The sequence below is a fragment of the Microcystis aeruginosa NIES-2549 genome, assembly GCF_000981785.2.
Lineage (GTDB): Bacteria > Cyanobacteriota > Cyanobacteriia > Cyanobacteriales > Microcystaceae > Microcystis > Microcystis aeruginosa_C.
In genome coordinates this window covers 3,131,406-3,146,941 of sequence record NZ_CP011304.1, presented here as the reverse complement: position 1 = coordinate 3,146,941, position 15,536 = coordinate 3,131,406, and the positions used below count along the sequence as shown (strand labels likewise).

Genomic DNA, 15,536 nt, shown 5'->3' with positions numbered 1-15,536 from the left:
TTGAGCAGATATAGAGTAACTGCTATGACTGCTATAGTTCAGGAACTTTTAGATACCTTTGACCGCTTGACAGACTCAGAGCGCTCAGATTTGCTATTAGAGATTCTGAAGCGGACAATTCACCTGGATTTTCCGCCCTTATCTGATGAAGATCTAGTCCTCAATGCCGAGGGAATTTTTCTAGAATTAGACGATAGTTATAGAAAAAATCAGAGCAGCTCAAACTCCACCTCAAGCGGAGAATATTTATTCTCTTGAATATCAACCAATAACAAGAGAATTTCAAGCTAAGTATGGTGAATTTTTGTCTGCTGATAGCTTAAAAAAATGGCATATTATGATAATTATTTACAGGGTTTTATCGAGTTAATTCGAGTGAAGAAAATAATGTTAGATGCTTCGTTAAAATCAACAGATAAATCCGCTCAATATAATCGTATTTGCTTCGGTCTTACCATACTCTCAGAGATAATAATAGAAAAATATATTGGCTATTTTCCCCACAACTACCTAGAATCTTTTAAGATGATCGCCAAGGCTTTTTTAGATGATCCTAGCTTGCAACCAGAGAAAACAAGTCAGTTTAAGCAAGTTTTAATCTCTTTAAAGAATACGGCTAGAGCAATCCTCTGGCAAATACAAGAATACGAAAATCAAGAAACTAAACCTCTCAATTGGACAGACTTTTATACCTCGAATAAATCCGATACTGATCAAGTGCAGAAACAAAAAAATCAGCCAGCGATAGCATGGGCAAAATCTCGCTTAGAACAGTTAGAAAATCTGAGAAAAGTTAAGGGATGGGATTAAAAGAGTGATTGTAATTCTGGACTCTAACATTTTAAGCTTATTAGTAACCCCGATCGGTGAAGACTGGCCAGAAGATCAAAAGTTATTTACAGAAGTTTATCAATGTACCGAATGGTTTTATCGTCTGCTGGCAAGAGGAGCTTTTCTGACTTCATCTGATCTATGTGATTATGAGGTTAGACGAGAAGTAAAAGCGTGCAAGAATTAGATAAGTTAAGGAATGTAATTAAGTTTCAGAAAATCAGTTTTATTTTACTACAAAAAGCCGCTTATCTTTGGGCTGAAAAGTTAAAGAAAATATTGATATAGATTGTATCCTATCGGCTCAATGGTCTCTACTCAAAGAAAAATATCCCAGTCGTCGGGTTATTATTGCCAGCAAAAATATCAAATATTTCCAAAACATTACTGATTGCGCTCTCTGGCAAGATATACATTATTAAAGCGAAACCGCTTGCTTTTATTTTTTCAATAATAATTATAGATCTAAAACAATCTATTGACCGCCCGAAAATTCCCCCCATAATCTTGAGAATTTTTTGATCAATTGGGACTCGATCGAGGATAATTAGAAAAAGTATTTTGACTCATAACCAAATCTAATCAAGAAGCCCAGTGACGATTCCCCTCCTAGAGTTGTTTGTATTCGCCACCGTTTTGTGCGGATTTTTAGGAACATTCCTGAAAAAAAACTTAATCATGAAGATTATCGCCATGGATGTCATGAGTACGGGCGTTATCGCCTACTATGTGGTGATTTCTTCCCGTGACGGTTTATTTACTCCCATCCTCAGTACAGTTAAACAGCAAGATTACGCCGATCCTGTACCTCAAGCAGTGATTTTAACAGCGATCGTCATCGGTTTTTCGATTCAGGCGTTAATGCTGGTGGGAGTGATGAAATTAGCCAAAGATAACCCCACCCTCGACAGCAGCGAGATAGAAAAAAATAACACACCATGAATACTTTAACGATCGCCTGGATAAGTTTACCCTTTTTGATCGGCTTTATCATCTATTTATTGCCGCGATTAGACAAATATCTGGCTCTCGCCGCCACTATTATCTCTCTCGCCTATTCTCTCCTTCTATTTAGCCAATCCTCCCCCATAACCCTTAACCTACTAGATAATTATGGCGTGAGACTGGTAGCCGATCAGTTAAGTGCCTATTTTATCCTCACTAATGCCCTGGTGACGATGGCAGTTATTTTTTATAACTGGGAAAGTAGCAAAACCGCTTTTTTTTACGCCCAAGCTATCATTCTCCACGGCAGCATTAATTCTGTCTTCGTCTGTGAGGATTTTATTAGCGTTTACGTTGCCCTAGAAGTAATTAGTATTGCCGCTTTTCTGGTGATTGCCTACCCTCGCAGCGATCGCTCTCTCTGGGTTGCCCTGCGTTATCTGTTTATCAGCAATGTGGCGATGTTATTTTACCTTATTGGCGCAGTTTTAGTCTATAAAGCCAATAATTCCTTTGCTTTTGCTGGTTTAAAGGACGCACCTCCCGAAGCCTTGGCTTTAATCTTCATGGGATTATTAGTCAAAGGGGGAATCTTTGTCTCGGGATTATGGCTACCGATGACACACTCGGAATCGGAAACCTCCGTCTCGGCGCTGATGTCGGGGGTGGTGGTAAAAGCTGGCATTTTTCCCCTCCTGCGCTGTGCTTTAATCCTAGACGATTTGGATGTCCTAATTCGGATTTTCGGGGTGCTAACGGCGATTTTTGGCGTGTCATACGCAGTGTTTGAAAAGGATAGCAAGCGGATGTTAGCCTTCCATACTATTTCCCAGTTAGGTTTTATTTTAGCGGCTCCGGTAGTCAGTGGTTTTTATACCCTTACCCACGGTTTAGTTAAATCTTGCCTATTTCTGTTAGCGGGAGTTTTACCCAGTCGCAATTTTAAAGAATTACAGCAACAATCGCTCCCTAATTCTCTCTGGATTGCCCTAGTGGTTGCTAGTTTTTCTATCTCCGGATTCCCCCTATTATCTGGTTTTGGTGCGAAAGCGTTAACGATGAAAAATTTAGTCCCCTGGCAAGAGATTATGATCAATCTTGTGGCGGTTGGGACGGCGATTTCCTTTGCTAAATTTATCTTTTTACCCCACGCGGGTGGCGAAAGTAAACAGAAGTTAACTATCGGTTTCTGGACAGCAATAATTCTGCTCCTTGCCGCCCTATTTTTATCCAATGCCGTCTATGTTGAAGCTTATAATCTACCCAATATTATCAAAGCTTTAGCCGTCATCGGTGCGGGGTGGTGGTTATATCTGGGAGTTTTCAAAAAGTTATCCCTAAAATTATCACGGGCCTGGGAACAATTTGATAATCTGGTCGGTATGATGAGTATAATGTTAGTTCTATTGTTTTGGATGGTCTTAGCATGATCGGACATATAATTCTGCGTTTAACTATGTGGTTTTTACTCACCGCTAATTTTACCCCTGCGAACATTATGATCGGGGTGGCTATTGCTTTTCTTTTGCCCCGTAATTTCGCCTCTAGCGAAACTTTAGGCGATTGGTTAAAGGTAATAATTAAAGTCTTTATAGCTATTCCTCAAGCTTATAAAGAAGCGTTTGAAATTATCCTTCGTCCCCACAAGGAAGAAGAAATTATTTTGGAGAGAATTTCGGGTAAACGTTCACCCAGACTGGCTTTTTGGGATATATTTCTCATTACCTTTACCCCGAAAACTATCGTCACCGAATACAAGGAAAATGAAGGTTATGAAGTTCATCTAATTAAACGGAGTTCCCAGGGATGAATATTGTTCTCATTGCCATGATTGTCGCCCTATTAATTCCCCTTTATGAAGTGGCAAGAAATGATGACATCTGGCAAAAAATGGCCGCCTTTGCCAGTGCTTCTAGTAAATCATCGATTATTATTCTAGTGGTGTCGGTTCTGCGGGATGATTGGATGATTGGAGTGGTAGCAGTGATTATTCTCAGTGTCGGTAATGCTGGCTTTATGTTATTAGCACAAATTCTTAAACGACTGAACGAATCATGATTGACATTTTGAGTTATATCTGCATCGCTATCGGAGTTTTTTTCTGGTTTTGGGGAACGGCGCATCTTTTAGACAAGCGCTCGGTATTATATAAATTACATGGTCTATCTGTCGCTGATACCTTGGGTTCCATGGCGATTATTTTCGGGCTACTTTTGAAAGTTCCCCAAAATTGGCCTTTATTATTATTGGCAATAATTTCCTTAGCAATTTGGAACACCATGTTAGGCTACGTTTTAGCTTATACTTCTAGCGATCGAGAGTAAAATTAAAGATGAATGAAAGTTATCTCTATGTTATTGTTGCCCTCTTGCCTTTAACTGCGGCGATGGTGATGTTACAATCCAATCCCTACCAAGCTTTAGTAATTCGCGGGGTTTTAGGGGCAATAGCAGCCTTAGTTTATGCTTTATTAGGGGCAGCAGATGTGTCTTTAACCGAAGCTTTGATGGGAACCATGTTAGCCGTAACTCTCTACGCGGTGGCGATTCGTTCCTCTTTAGTGATGCGTTTAGGAGTAATTGCCGAGGAAACCGATACGGTTTTAGAACAGTTAAAAACTCAACTACAAACGGTTTTAAGTAAACGTTTTATGCGTTTAGAATTGGTTGCCTACAGTGATAAACAAGCTTTGCAACAGGCACTTATGGATAAGGATATTCATGCCGTCTGTATCCGTCAAGACAATCCAGAAACCATCCCCTACGAAACCACAATTAGATTACCCTATCTCTACGATATTTTTAAAAATGAATTAACGGCAGCAAACACGATTTTAACCTGTATTGAAACCCCCAAATTAGAGGAGAAACACTAATGAAATGGATTTACACTCTAGCCGCCATTGCCTTCGCTGTCAAAATGGTAATTATTCCCAATACTGCTTCCTCTGTATCATCCTTAGAAATTGTTAAATCCCTGGTGGACGACGGCGGTGTTCCTAATGCGGTTTCGGTGGTTATTTTTCGTAATCGTCTTTACGATACCATCTATGAAGTGATTGTTTTTACCATTGCCATTATGGGGGCGAATTTTCTTTTAGCCACCGAAAAACCCGCCAGTAAAATCCATCAATTTACTGACCAACCTTCAATTATTTTAGCCCGTTTAGGGGCAACAATTGCCGCTTTAGTGGGCATTGAATTAGCTATCCGCGGACATTTAAGTCCGGGGGGAGGTTTTGCCGCCGGAGTCGCCGGAGGTACGGCAATTGGTTTAATAGCAATTACCTCGTCTCCCGAATGGATGCAAGCAATTTATCGCCGTTGGCAAGCGGCAACATGGGAGAAAATTTCCGTCTTAGTTTTTATTGTTTTAGCCGCCATTACTCTCTCAGGATTTGAGTTACCCCACGGGGAATTAGGGGCGCTATTTAGTGGCGGCATTTTACCAATACTAAACATTTTAGTCGCCGTTAAAGTAGCTTTAGGTTCCTGGGCAGTAATCCTCGTTTTTATCCGCTATCGCGGTTTATTGTGAGAGGTTAATATAGTCATTTCAATTAAGATTGATACTATCAATGCGCGAGGAATTTGCCCTATTTCCCAACACCCTAACAACTTAGATAATTAACCCCTTTGTCGAGTATTAATCACCTCACCGGCTGCATTAACTAACTCTAGCTGTAGCGGCATTTGTCCCATAGCGTGAGTGGAACAACTTAAACAGGGATCATAGCAACGAATACCCGCTTCCACCCGGTTTAACATCGCTTCGGGAATTTCGCCACCATGGATATAATGTTGGGCGATTTGTTTCACCGTTTGATTCATGGCCAAATTATTATTACCCGTGGCAATAATTAAATTCACCGTTTCAATTAAACCATTTTCATCCACTTTATAATCATGGAATAAAGTACCCCGGGGCGCTTCACTAACTCCCACCCCTTGCAGATTATTAATTCCCGCTTCGGCCCGGCAGCGTTTAGAGAAGATATCGGGATCGTCGATTAAAAGTTCGATACGCTCTAAACAGCCTAAAATCTCGACTAATCGGGCATAATGATAGTAAAAAGAAGAAGTAGCTACACCACCGACCCGATGGCGATATTCGCGTAACTCCATATCCGCTCCCTCCGTGCCAAAATGGGAACAAACATTTAAGCGTGCCAACGGACCGACCCGATAGATACCGTTGGGATAACCGAGGGGTTTATAGTAGGGAAACTTCAAATAAGACCATTTTTCTACTGATTCGCCGATATAATCGCGATAATTGTCTTCGCTCAGGTTATCGGCCACGATATTGCCTTGACTATCGGTAAAACGAATATGACCACCGTAGTGTTCCCACTCGTCCCGTTTACCGACCAATCCCATAAACAGGGAAGGGAAATTACCAAAAGCGGCGATTTCTGTGGTTAAATTGTCCAGAAGTCCTTTAAACAGGTTTAAAGCGGTGTAAAGAGTCGCTTTAGACTCTGGCAATCGTTCTTTAATCCATTGTCGCCCTTCTTCGCTTAAGGGAGAACGCACACCCCCCGGGACAGACCAAGCGGGGTGAATTTTTTTCGCCCCCAAAAGTTCGATAACCTTCTGTCCAAATTGACGTAAACGGATGCCTGCTCGCGCTAGGTCGGGATCGGCCGCGATTAAACCGAAAATATTCCGTTTGGCGGGGTCACTTTCCCAACCAAGCAGAAAATCGGGACTGCTAAGATGGAAAAAGCTTAAAGCATGGGATTGGGTTAACTGTCCCAAATTCATCAAGCGCCGCAGTTTTTCACCCGCGGGGGGGATTTGCACCGCTAGAATTTTATCACCGGTTTTGGCGGCACAAAGTAGGTGACTAACGGGGCAAATGCCGCAAATTCGGGCAGTAATTCCCGCCATCTCCCACATCGGCCGTCCCTCGCAGAATTTCTCAAAACCGCGATACTCGACTACATGAAAACGCACGTCATCCACTTCACCCGCATCGTCAAGGAAAATCGAGATCTTGGCATGGCCTTCGATCCGGGTGACGGGATCGATAACGACGGTTTTAGTCATAGTAAGTCCTCATTGTTCAGGAGTTCCACAGAACGGTATTGTGGAGAGTGCGATCGAGCTTGGTTTCAACGATAATTTATCCCGATCTCCGCCCTGCTGTCTCTATGATAGTTATTACCCCCCTAGCAATCCTAATTTTTATAACAATTTTTCCCGATTCTCAATCGCGGCTAATTTGGCATTTTGTAGCAAATACTACAGAAAATAGTTCGGAAATCCGCCATGATTACATCTCCCTTTGCTGGTGTTGATCGGTCATTATATATATAGAAGTCGGTTCTCGGCTGTCAGTTTTCAGCTTGGTTCTGCTTTGCTCTCAAAGCTGAGGGCGAAAAGGTCGAAAGTCGGCCAGATTGTTTACAGCTAATCGGGAAAATCACCTTTTTGTCCTGTAATCTTACCTAACAGTATCAGAGGCACTACCGAGGATTCAGGAAAAAGCGACCCAAAAACAAGCGATTGTAGTTGATAGTCCTACACTATAATACTTTTGTTCTGGATGTTGAGAAAAAAGGATAAACCTAACATCATACCAAAGAATGAATTAACTCTGAACCTTTAGGGGATTGTCTGCGTCTAAAAGCGCAGGATACAATCAAAGAAATTCCGATCGAACTCATACCGACTTCAGATAAGCCAGACTCACCCGCGAGTCGGAATAGTAACAGACTTTTTCTGTGTCAAGGAGTCACCACCAAACCAATGCCCACCGCAAAAACCAACCAAACTCAACCACTGCCCACCCTTAATGCCGATATGGTGCGTACCTATCTGCACGAAATTGGGCGAGTTCCTCTCCTAACTCACGAACAAGAAATTATTTACGGCAAACAAGTCCAACGGATGATGAGCCTGTTAGAAGCGAAAGAAGCACTATCGAAGCAATTAGGACGGGAACCAGATCGCTTGGAGTGGGCGGATTCTGTGAATTTAAGCGAAAATGAACTGGATCGCGCCTTGAAGGCTGGCGATCGAGCTAAACGGAAAATGATTGAAGCTAACCTCCGCTTGGTAGTTGCGATCGCCAAAAAATATCAAAAGCGGAACATGGAATTCCTAGATCTAATTCAAGAGGGTAGTCTGGGATTAGAAAGAGGTGTAGAGAAATTTGATCCCACCAAAGGTTATAAATTTTCTACCTATGCCTACTGGTGGATTCGGCAAGCGATTACTCGTGCGATCGCTCAACAGGCCCGCACCATTCGTTTACCCATCCATATCACCGAAAAACTGAATAAAATCAAAAGAACCCAGCGCGAACTCGCCCAAAAACTGGGCAGAAGTGCCACTCCTGCCGAGATTGCCCTGGAATTAGAGCTAGAACCCGCTCAAATCCGCGAATACCTCAGTATGGCCCGTCAACCCATCTCCCTTGATGTGCGCGTCGGCGATAACCAAGATACGGAATTGTCGGAACTATTAGAAGATAGCGGAGTTTCTCCCGATACCTTCATCACCCAAGAGTTATTACGGCAAGACTTAGCCAATCTCCTGGCCGAATTAACTCCCCAACAACGGGAAGTGATTACTCTCCGGTTTGGTTTAACCGATGGCAAAGAGTTATCCCTAGCCAAAATTGGTCAGAGAATGAACATCAGTCGGGAACGAGTGCGACAATTAGAACACCAGGCCCTGGCTCATTTACGCCGTCGCCGGGCCAACGTCAAGGAATATATTGTCGCTAGTTAGTAAAATTAGCAAATAACCCAGAAGGAGAGCGCAAGCTCTCTTTTTTTTGGGTTTAATTAATATAGAATCCCGATTAGTTTTCACCTGTGGCAGTTCCGTCATGACTAGAGCGACAGAAACAGCGACCCTAACATTATACGAAGAAGATTTTTATCTCTGGCTAAAAACCACGGCAGAACAATTAAAAAAAGGCCGGTTTGCCGAGGTGGATTTAGACAACTTAATTGAGGAGATTGAATCGATGGGGAGAAGTGAAAGACACGCGCTCAAAAGTCTTTTAACTCGTCTCCTAGAACATTTACTCAAATTAACTTACTGGCAATCGGAAAGAGGCCAGAATGGCAATCATGGTCATGGAGAAATCAATAATTTTCGGGCAGAAATCCAAGATTTACTGGAGGATAGCCCTAGTTTAAAGCCCTATCTTCGGGAGGTTTTTGAGCCATCCTACCATACAGCTTTAGAGACCGTCCGGAAAAAAATGGGTTTATCCCCCGGCGGTTTACCGAGTCAGATAATTTTTAATCTCGAACAGGTTTTAGATAATCAATGGCTCCCAATCGATTGGGAATAAACTATTGACTATCCAAATCACTCCTTAAATCGCTAAACAGTCATCAGTGAACTGAAAACTCAAATCTGATAACTGGTAACTGATAACTGATCACTGATCTGGTTTTACTCAACCAATTTCTTCAGCAGGGCATCCACTTCCTCCAGGCCGGATTGATTATTTTTTAGGGCATAAACCGCTCGCGCTTGCTTAAAAGCTTCCGCTGCCTCTGTTTTTCGTCCCCGGCCCGCGTAGGCCCGACCGAGATTAAGATAGACATCGGCGTTATTGGGGGCGATTTCGGCCAAATCTTGATAGGCGATAATTGCTGCAAGATAATCTTTTCTGGCCAGATGGATGCGACCGATTCCCGCTTGTGCTTCCAACGATTGGGGTTGCAGGAAAACAGCCCGACGATAAAAGGGGAGAGCCTCATCAAAACGCTCTTGTTTTTCGAGTAAAATCCCTATTTTTAGCTGAATTAAAAAATTTCCTGCACTTTGTCGCTCTATTTCCTTTAAAATTTGGGTTCCGCCATTTAAATCGCCCTGTTTGAGCAAAAGGCTGGCCAGTTGCAATCTTAATTCACTATTGTTAGGGAATCTTTGCAGGGATTTTTGGAGAAAATCGAGGGCTTCGCTGCTTTTATTCTGTTCGATCAAGGCTTTACCCATGATTTCGTGGGCTTGCTGATTATTGGGGTCGAGAGCTAAAACCCATTGGTAAACTTCGCCCGCTTTTGCATAGTTTTTTTGCCGTAATAATACCACCCCTAAACCGAGGTAGTGTTGGACGTTTTTCGGTTCTATTTGGATAGCGTAATAGTAAGCGGTGGCTGCATTGTCATAATCGCCGATATTAGCCAAACTATAACCGAGAGCATGGAAAAAGTCGGGATTACTCGGATCGAGACTTAAAGCTTTTTGGTATGCTTGGGCGGCGGCGTTATAATCCCCTTGCCGCGTTTGTAAAAAGCCGATCCCGGAGAAAATTTTGGCATTATTGCCATCAAGGGCGGCAGCCTGCTCGTAAACGGCTATAGCTTCCCCATAATTGCCATTTCTGACCAATTGCCGCGCTTGACGCAGTAGTTCGTTAACCTGTGAATTCCTGCTCACGATTGCCCCCGCCGGATTATCAGCGATCGCAATCGAGGGGGAGAAACAGCCCCCCGCGAGAAGACCGACGAGCAAGATTAAACGGGTAAATTGTTTCATCTTTGTTAACGATTCTTAATTAAAATTTATTGTAAATGGTATTGACAAAAATCAACCATTCTGCATCACCCTTGAACGAGATTATTGCGGGCCTCTTGGGCAACTTGGGCGCTTTTATCGCTGGTTAACTGGGTCAAAACAGCGATCGCATCTTCCCCCCCTAAGCGGCCTAAAGCTTGAGCGAGACGATAGCGCAGTTGCCAGTCATCATCATTAGCCAAGGGAACAAGTAAAGAGACGGCGCGAGAGTCGCCTAGTTCCCCAAAAGCACTAACGGCGGCCGTTTTTACCAATTCATTATCGGAGTTTAGGGCGATTTCGAGCAGTTCAAAGCCCCGGGGTTCCCCCAATTCGCCCAAAGCTGCCACAATGCTAAATTGAATTAACCAGTCGCTGGATTGTTGATAGACGGCCACCAGATCATCGTAGGCTGCCGTTAATTTTAACCCCCCGATCGCATCGGCCGCGGCCGCTTTCACATCTGCTTCGGGATCATTTAACAAACGATCGCGTAGAATAGTTAAGGCCAGATCAGGATTCTGACGACCGAGGATATCTAGCTGACTTACCGCCGAATAACGCACCCTAGCGTTACTATCGTTAATTAAAGGCTGTAACATCTCGAAGGCGATTTCTGGGGCTAAATAACGCAGTTGATTAACTCCCGATAAGCGATCGCCATAATCATCGGAATCGAGCAGCCGTTGCACGGATTCGGGGGAATAATTCATAATTTGATGACACCCTTAACAATTGGACTGGTATTAATTGTCCCATGAATAGTTATCGACTCCTGACTATTTTGATCATCTTTAGTTCCCCAGTTTTTTGGGGCTGTAGTCCTCCCGCTCCTATTAAAAAAGAACCTACGGCCGAGATGCTTGTTCCTCCTTCTCCCAGTCCGATTATTTCCCCATCGGACATTAAAGCTGCTAATCGTTATCGTCAATTGGGATTACAGTATCGTCAACAGGGAGATTTTATCAAAAGTATTGAGGCTTTAAAAAAATCGCTACAGTTAAACCCCAATCATCTAGACGGGAGAGTAATTTTAGGTTGGACACAACACTTAGCTAAACAACCTTTTGCGGCACAAACAACCCTCGAAGAAACGATTAAAATTGCTCCCGATCATGTGGCTGCTTATAATGCTTTGGGTATTGTTTATCTAGTGAGCGGTGATCTTGAAAAAGCCGTAGTCACTCATACTAAAGCCGCTAATTTAAAACCCGATAATGAAATCGCCTACTATAATTTATCCCTGGCCTATCATCGCTTAAAAGATTTGAATTCAGCTATTACTAATGCTGAAAAAGCAGTTAAACTAGAGCCGAATAATCCCCATCCTCTTGTGGCTTTGGCAATGATTTATTTAGATCAAGGTGATAGTAAAAAAGCGCGGGATACCTATAGAAAGGCTAGGGATTTAGACGGTCGTTATCGCCAAAAATGGTTTCTGGCACATCTGAAGGAAGCTGGTTTTAGTCAGGAGCAAATTCAATTAGTCGAAAAGTTACTATCCGAGATTTAAAAGTTAATATTTCCCCTTAGGATGCCTGTCGATGTCCCAGTTTTAGGAAAATAGTTTCTAAATCTTCGCGGCAAGTATAAAACTCGCTTAAGGTCAGGCCAGAAACCACTAAAGATTTCAACAATTCGGCACTATCTTCTAGGGTTCCCGTAAATTTAACACGGAGAGTATTAGTATTAATAATTCTTTGCCAACTTTCCACAAAAACACATTGTTTAAGGGCAGTTTCTAAGGATTCTAAATTACCTAGAGTCGTAATCTGCAAGTATTGACCGGCTAGACGTTGATTTAATTCCTCTAAAGAGGTGCTTTCCACTAGATAACCTAATTCCATGATACCCACAGAACTACAAAGTTCCGCTAAATCACTAAGGACATGGGAGGAAATTAAAATAGTCATACCTACCGATTGTAAGACTTTAATAATCTCACGAAATTGTAGGCGAGCGATCGGGTCTAATCCAGAAACTGGTTCATCGAGAAGTAAAATTAAAGGTTCATGGATAATCGTTCGGGCTAAACTTAAACGTTGTTTCATTCCCCTGGACAAAGTAGCGATCAAATTATGGCTTTTATTGGTTAATTGTACCAGTTCTAGAACCTCATAAATGCGGCGATGACGTTGGGAGCGAGGGATATGATAAAGACGAGCAAAATAATCCAGATAATTCCAGACATTTAAGTCATCGTAGAGGGGAAAATTATCGGGTAGATAACCTAAATTTCTTTTGAGACGGGGATTACTCTCATCTCTTAAAAGACGTTCTCCGTGCAGATATATTTCTCCGGTTGTCGGTTCTTCCGCTGCCGCTAACATCCTAATTAAAGTGGTTTTTCCCGCTCCATTTGGACCGATTAACCCGTAAACTTCCCCCGCTTCAATCTGTAAATCCACTTGATTAACAGCCCCATGGCGGTCAAATTGTTTGGTTAAACCAACGGTAGCAATGGCTAATTCTGGTGGGTTCATAAAGTTTTTTAGTTAGGTTCTCACGGTGACTCGCTAATCACGAATACAGGGTTCATCTCCCATGACTTCCAGATTAAAGGTAATATGCGTCAGGGTTTTCATGGTTGTTGTTAAATTGTTTGAGCCTTAATATCGGCTCTTCTGGTTTTCCTCTGTTACTTTTTGTTATCAATTAAAGCAAGCAAACAGACTAAATTGTCTCATCAATTTTTTGATAATTGACCACTGTTACATTTGGTAAATCGAGGAGTTGATCAAAATTTATCCACATAACCCATCTCCTATTCTGTATTAATATTATAACATTCTCACACAGAACCTAGAAGAGCGGCCTCATCTTCTGACCATTCATAATTGATCGGTAAATACCTTGTATAAGAAGATTCCAGGCGAAAAAAAGCCAAAAAGTAGCGGACTGTATAGCGCGGCACTACATCTTAGAAAAAACCTCTTACAATGGAGACAAGAATGATCGGAGATCAATGGGGGTGAACGTCATGTTAGTGATTTTAACCGACGAACACATTCTCGATACGGGTTCTGTATGTCAGGGCTGTCTTTTAGCCAACCAGCAGGGGCAGCCCCGGTGGCGAGAGGGTAAACTAGGCTGTGGTCATTCTCTAGGCAAAGGGGGCAGCCAACAGCCCAATCTCTACGAGTGTCAGATGGGCTTTACAATTGCTAATATTGAAGGCTAATCAGACCTTTTAAATGATCAACTTAGAGTTTAGTTAGGGGGATTTTCTTTGGACGCGGAGGAGAGAATCAAGGCTATTGCTAATGCCCAATTCAGCTTAGATACAATGACAATAATGGCTGAGGGTTTCGTAGCATTGATCGTAGGCTTTTTGGGCTTGGGTTAAAACATCCTCGGAAATTTCTATATCTAATTTTCTGGCTTGTTTAATAATTTTACCCGCTTTGATATTCTCGGAGGAATCTCCTATACCACGGCTGCCAGTAGTGTTTAAAACTCGATATTCTTCAGAAAATCCCGTTTTAGTATCGAGATGACTCTGTAAACTATTAAAGACCAATTGACTTTGGTTTAATACTTGATCGTGGGTGATAAATAAACTCTTTTCTTTGCTGTTAATTAAGCGAGCATAACTTTCTAAGGTGGCTAAACGACCAGTATAATAACCCAGGGCGTGCTGCTCATTTTGATGGGGTTTAATATCTAGAATACTAGCTAAAGTGCGCTTCGGTTCTCGTAGTAAAAATATGGTTTTAACCGCATCAGATTGTAAAAAACTATGATCCAAAAACTTCTGATCGTGAAGAACTTTATCTAAAATATATTTATGATTCATGTTTAAATCTTTCAAACGCCAGTAGAGTTTAAACATTAAAGCTTTAAAATCCTGTTCACTCTCATAAACCAGATGAGTTTCGCCAAAACCGATAATTTCAGGGTTAGAATTGAGGATATGGGTCAATAAAGACGAACCCGATCGCATATGGCTAAGAATAAATAAAACCTGATAGGGTTGGGGACGAAAGAGGATTTTATAGGGGTCTTTGGGTGTATCAATGCGTAGCTGAAAATACTTATAAGTTAAACGATGGGTTAAACCCTGCCAAGATTGGGGTAAGCGATCGAGGGCTATAGTCATAGGTTAAGAAGGAATTGTGTCAACTTGTCGCTAAGATTCCCCTATAATGTATCCCATTTAAGACCCAAACAAAAGTGAGGTTTATACAAAATGGGATTGCCAAGTTGTTCGCTCTGGTTTTTTACGGCGCGAACCGATGTCTGGTTTATGATGAATACTATCCCTCATCTAGTCAAAATGAGTCAGTTTCCCTTCCAGGAAAAGGTACTCGCTATTGATACGGCCCCTTTAAGCGGGGAAAAGGTTAATCGCCCCGGACTGGGTACAATGGAGGAATTAAGAGCCTGTGGCGAAAAATTAGTTAAAGATGGCATAATCGATCGCCTAGTGGATTTTAACTACGATCCCAGCTATCGTCAGCGTATCTATCAAAAGCATTTCGGCAGTCCCCTACGTTCCACCCATAACTACAAAGGTTATCCGATTTTCGGATCGATCTTCAAAATCGAGTCATGTCGCAGCGATTATATGGTTCATTATGACAGTGACATGATGCTCTACCAAGAACCGGATTACAGTTGGATCCGCGAAGGGATCGAGTTAATGGAAACCCATCCGGAAATGATGTTTGTGCGTCCTTTGTCCGGTCCACCGCGGCCCGATGGTACGATTTATTCTCCCCATCCTTGCTGGAAAAATACCGACGGATTCTATCAATTTAAATTTTTTGGCAGTCGTGCCTATCTACTTAATTGTCGTCGCTATGATCGCCTTTTACCGATGACCCCCCTCTGGCGCTCTTATAAAAATACCTTTCTCGATCACTTACCCGATGGTTTAAAAGCTTGGGGCAATATTTTGACCGGCAAAGGAAAACTCGACTCTTGGGAAATTATGGTTTCTCGCTCCCTAGAACAAAGCAACTATTATCGCGCCACTCTCACCAATGGCAAGGGTTGGACTCTGCACCCCAACGAGCGCTCTGCCGCTTTTAGGCAAGCTTGGCCGACTATTATCCAAAAAATCGAAGCGGGTATTTACCCACCGACCCAAGCTGGTTATTATGACCTGATCCCCGAATTATGGTATTAAGAGAGCCTTAGTTTTCTAGATTTGAGGTGAGCGCTCTTTCAGGACTCTGGCAAAAATCTCACAGTCTCTCAACTCTAGCTCTCTTATGGGGTAAGCCTTCA

Annotated in this window: 19 protein-coding genes; 14 read left to right on the top strand and 5 right to left on the bottom strand. The window is 42.4% G+C overall.

The genetic code is table 11. From position 1 onward, the window contains the following. Positions 1–24: 24 nt before the first annotated feature. The 9 genes from myaer_RS15475 to myaer_RS15430 all read left to right on the top strand — a co-directional run bounded on the left by myaer_RS15475 (position 25) and on the right by myaer_RS15430 (position 5,313). Complete coding sequence (locus myaer_RS15475) at positions 25–258, top strand: hypothetical protein (RefSeq protein ID WP_046662755.1); 234 nt, start codon at positions 25–27, stop codon at positions 256–258. 69 nt (positions 259–327) lie between these two features. Next, on the top strand, positions 328–810 hold the full coding sequence (locus tag myaer_RS15470) for a hypothetical protein (protein WP_235614754.1): 483 nt from the start codon (positions 328–330) through the stop codon (positions 808–810). Between the two features lie 615 nt (positions 811–1,425). After that, on the top strand, positions 1,426–1,773 hold the full coding sequence (locus myaer_RS15460) for an NADH-quinone oxidoreductase subunit K (RefSeq protein ID WP_002801104.1): 348 nt from the start codon (positions 1,426–1,428) through the stop codon (positions 1,771–1,773). Next, on the top strand, positions 1,770–3,206 hold the full coding sequence (locus myaer_RS15455; protein WP_046662754.1) for a cation:proton antiporter: 1,437 nt from the start codon (positions 1,770–1,772) through the stop codon (positions 3,204–3,206). The genes myaer_RS15460 and myaer_RS15455 overlap by 4 nt, the downstream gene beginning before the upstream one ends. After that, entirely contained in the window at positions 3,203–3,586 is a 384-nt protein-coding gene (locus myaer_RS15450) for a Na+/H+ antiporter subunit E (RefSeq protein WP_046662753.1), read from the top strand. The genes myaer_RS15455 and myaer_RS15450 overlap by 4 nt, the downstream gene beginning before the upstream one ends. Next, positions 3,583–3,834 carry a hypothetical protein gene (locus tag myaer_RS15445; protein ID WP_002771873.1) on the top strand — a complete coding sequence of 84 codons (252 nt, stop codon included), beginning with the start codon at positions 3,583–3,585 and terminating at the stop codon, positions 3,832–3,834. The genes myaer_RS15450 and myaer_RS15445 overlap by 4 nt, the downstream gene beginning before the upstream one ends. Beyond that, positions 3,831–4,100: a monovalent cation/H(+) antiporter subunit G gene (locus myaer_RS15440; protein WP_045358951.1), complete on the top strand. Its 270-nt coding sequence runs from the start codon at positions 3,831–3,833 to the stop codon at positions 4,098–4,100. The genes myaer_RS15445 and myaer_RS15440 overlap by 4 nt, the downstream gene beginning before the upstream one ends. Positions 4,101–4,108: 8 nt before the next feature. Beyond that, positions 4,109–4,651, top strand: a complete 543-nt coding sequence (locus myaer_RS15435) for a DUF4040 domain-containing protein (protein ID WP_046662752.1) — start codon at positions 4,109–4,111, stop codon at positions 4,649–4,651. Continuing rightward, positions 4,651–5,313 carry a Na(+)/H(+) antiporter subunit B gene (locus myaer_RS15430; protein WP_046662751.1) on the top strand — a complete coding sequence of 221 codons (663 nt, stop codon included), beginning with the start codon at positions 4,651–4,653 and terminating at the stop codon, positions 5,311–5,313. Before myaer_RS15435 ends, myaer_RS15430 begins: the two co-directional genes overlap by 1 nt. Positions 5,314–5,402: 89 nt before the next feature. Here myaer_RS15430 and myaer_RS15425 read toward each other — a convergent pair whose 3' ends face one another. Beyond that, positions 5,403–6,827, bottom strand: coding sequence for a Ni/Fe hydrogenase subunit alpha (locus myaer_RS15425; RefSeq protein WP_046662750.1), 1,425 nt, complete (start codon positions 6,825–6,827; stop codon positions 5,403–5,405). A gap of 702 nt (positions 6,828–7,529) precedes the next feature. Between myaer_RS15425 and myaer_RS15420 the strand changes: the two genes are divergently transcribed. Continuing rightward, on the top strand, positions 7,530–8,516 hold the full coding sequence (locus tag myaer_RS15420) for an RNA polymerase sigma factor, RpoD/SigA family (protein ID WP_046662749.1): 987 nt from the start codon (positions 7,530–7,532) through the stop codon (positions 8,514–8,516). A gap of 100 nt (positions 8,517–8,616) precedes the next feature. Next, on the top strand, positions 8,617–9,090 hold the full coding sequence (locus myaer_RS15415; RefSeq protein WP_046663805.1) for a DUF29 domain-containing protein: 474 nt from the start codon (positions 8,617–8,619) through the stop codon (positions 9,088–9,090). Between the two features lie 104 nt (positions 9,091–9,194). On the opposite strand, the gene myaer_RS15410 is transcribed toward myaer_RS15415, so the two are convergent. Both myaer_RS15410 and nblB read right to left on the bottom strand, forming a co-directional pair. Then, the gene (locus tag myaer_RS15410; protein WP_046662748.1) at positions 9,195–10,286 is read right to left on the bottom strand and encodes a tetratricopeptide repeat protein; all 1,092 of its coding nucleotides are present in this window, start codon (positions 10,284–10,286) and stop codon (positions 9,195–9,197) included. 65 nt (positions 10,287–10,351) lie between these two features. After that, positions 10,352–11,017, bottom strand: coding sequence for a phycobilisome degradation protein NblB (gene nblB / locus myaer_RS15405; RefSeq protein WP_046662747.1), 666 nt, complete (start codon positions 11,015–11,017; stop codon positions 10,352–10,354). 44 nt (positions 11,018–11,061) lie between these two features. On the opposite strand from nblB, the gene myaer_RS15400 reads away from it, so the two are divergent. Next, entirely contained in the window at positions 11,062–11,817 is a 756-nt protein-coding gene (locus tag myaer_RS15400; protein WP_046662746.1) for a tetratricopeptide repeat protein, read from the top strand. A gap of 16 nt (positions 11,818–11,833) precedes the next feature. Here myaer_RS15400 and myaer_RS15395 read toward each other — a convergent pair whose 3' ends face one another. Continuing rightward, positions 11,834–12,787, bottom strand: a complete 954-nt coding sequence (locus tag myaer_RS15395; protein WP_046662745.1) for an ABC transporter ATP-binding protein — start codon at positions 12,785–12,787, stop codon at positions 11,834–11,836. Between the two features lie 497 nt (positions 12,788–13,284). On the opposite strand from myaer_RS15395, the gene myaer_RS15390 reads away from it, so the two are divergent. Then, a complete protein-coding gene (locus tag myaer_RS15390) occupies positions 13,285–13,485 on the top strand; it encodes a hypothetical protein (protein WP_002735656.1) in 201 nt (66 codons plus the stop codon). Between the two features lie 96 nt (positions 13,486–13,581). On the opposite strand, the gene myaer_RS15385 is transcribed toward myaer_RS15390, so the two are convergent. Further along, on the bottom strand, positions 13,582–14,403 hold the full coding sequence (locus myaer_RS15385; protein WP_046662744.1) for a nucleoside triphosphate hydrolase: 822 nt from the start codon (positions 14,401–14,403) through the stop codon (positions 13,582–13,584). A 90-nt stretch (positions 14,404–14,493) separates the two neighbouring features. Between myaer_RS15385 and myaer_RS15380 the strand changes: the two genes are divergently transcribed. Next, positions 14,494–15,435, top strand: a complete 942-nt coding sequence (locus tag myaer_RS15380; protein ID WP_046662743.1) for a hypothetical protein — start codon at positions 14,494–14,496, stop codon at positions 15,433–15,435. Positions 15,436–15,536: the final 101 nt, after the last annotated feature.

Excerpts from the sequence above, each read along its gene's own strand:
- myaer_RS15415 (WP_046663805.1), top strand. The coding sequence starts at position 8,617 with ATGACTAGAGCGACAGAAACAGCGACCCTAACATTATACGAAGAAGAT.
- myaer_RS15390 (WP_002735656.1), top strand. The coding sequence starts at position 13,285 with ATGTTAGTGATTTTAACCGACGAACACATTCTCGATACGGGTTCTGTA.
- myaer_RS15395 (WP_046662745.1), bottom strand. The coding sequence starts at position 12,787 with ATGAACCCACCAGAATTAGCCATTGCTACCGTTGGTTTAACCAAACAA.
- myaer_RS15440 (WP_045358951.1), top strand. The coding sequence starts at position 3,831 with ATGATTGACATTTTGAGTTATATCTGCATCGCTATCGGAGTTTTTTTC.
- myaer_RS15455 (WP_046662754.1), top strand. The coding sequence starts at position 1,770 with ATGAATACTTTAACGATCGCCTGGATAAGTTTACCCTTTTTGATCGGC.
- myaer_RS15410 (WP_046662748.1), bottom strand. The coding sequence starts at position 10,286 with ATGAAACAATTTACCCGTTTAATCTTGCTCGTCGGTCTTCTCGCGGGG.
- myaer_RS15420 (WP_046662749.1), top strand. The coding sequence starts at position 7,530 with ATGCCCACCGCAAAAACCAACCAAACTCAACCACTGCCCACCCTTAAT.
- myaer_RS15425 (WP_046662750.1), bottom strand. The coding sequence starts at position 6,827 with ATGACTAAAACCGTCGTTATCGATCCCGTCACCCGGATCGAAGGCCAT.
- myaer_RS15385 (WP_046662744.1), bottom strand. The coding sequence starts at position 14,403 with ATGACTATAGCCCTCGATCGCTTACCCCAATCTTGGCAGGGTTTAACC.
- myaer_RS15400 (WP_046662746.1), top strand. The coding sequence starts at position 11,062 with ATGAATAGTTATCGACTCCTGACTATTTTGATCATCTTTAGTTCCCCA.
- myaer_RS15475 (WP_046662755.1), top strand. The coding sequence starts at position 25 with ATGACTGCTATAGTTCAGGAACTTTTAGATACCTTTGACCGCTTGACA.
- myaer_RS15450 (WP_046662753.1), top strand. The coding sequence starts at position 3,203 with ATGATCGGACATATAATTCTGCGTTTAACTATGTGGTTTTTACTCACC.
- myaer_RS15430 (WP_046662751.1), top strand. The coding sequence starts at position 4,651 with ATGAAATGGATTTACACTCTAGCCGCCATTGCCTTCGCTGTCAAAATG.
- myaer_RS15380 (WP_046662743.1), top strand. The coding sequence starts at position 14,494 with ATGGGATTGCCAAGTTGTTCGCTCTGGTTTTTTACGGCGCGAACCGAT.
- myaer_RS15470 (WP_235614754.1), top strand. The coding sequence starts at position 328 with ATGGCATATTATGATAATTATTTACAGGGTTTTATCGAGTTAATTCGA.
- nblB (WP_046662747.1), bottom strand. The coding sequence starts at position 11,017 with ATGAATTATTCCCCCGAATCCGTGCAACGGCTGCTCGATTCCGATGAT.
- myaer_RS15435 (WP_046662752.1), top strand. The coding sequence starts at position 4,109 with ATGAATGAAAGTTATCTCTATGTTATTGTTGCCCTCTTGCCTTTAACT.
- myaer_RS15445 (WP_002771873.1), top strand. The coding sequence starts at position 3,583 with ATGAATATTGTTCTCATTGCCATGATTGTCGCCCTATTAATTCCCCTT.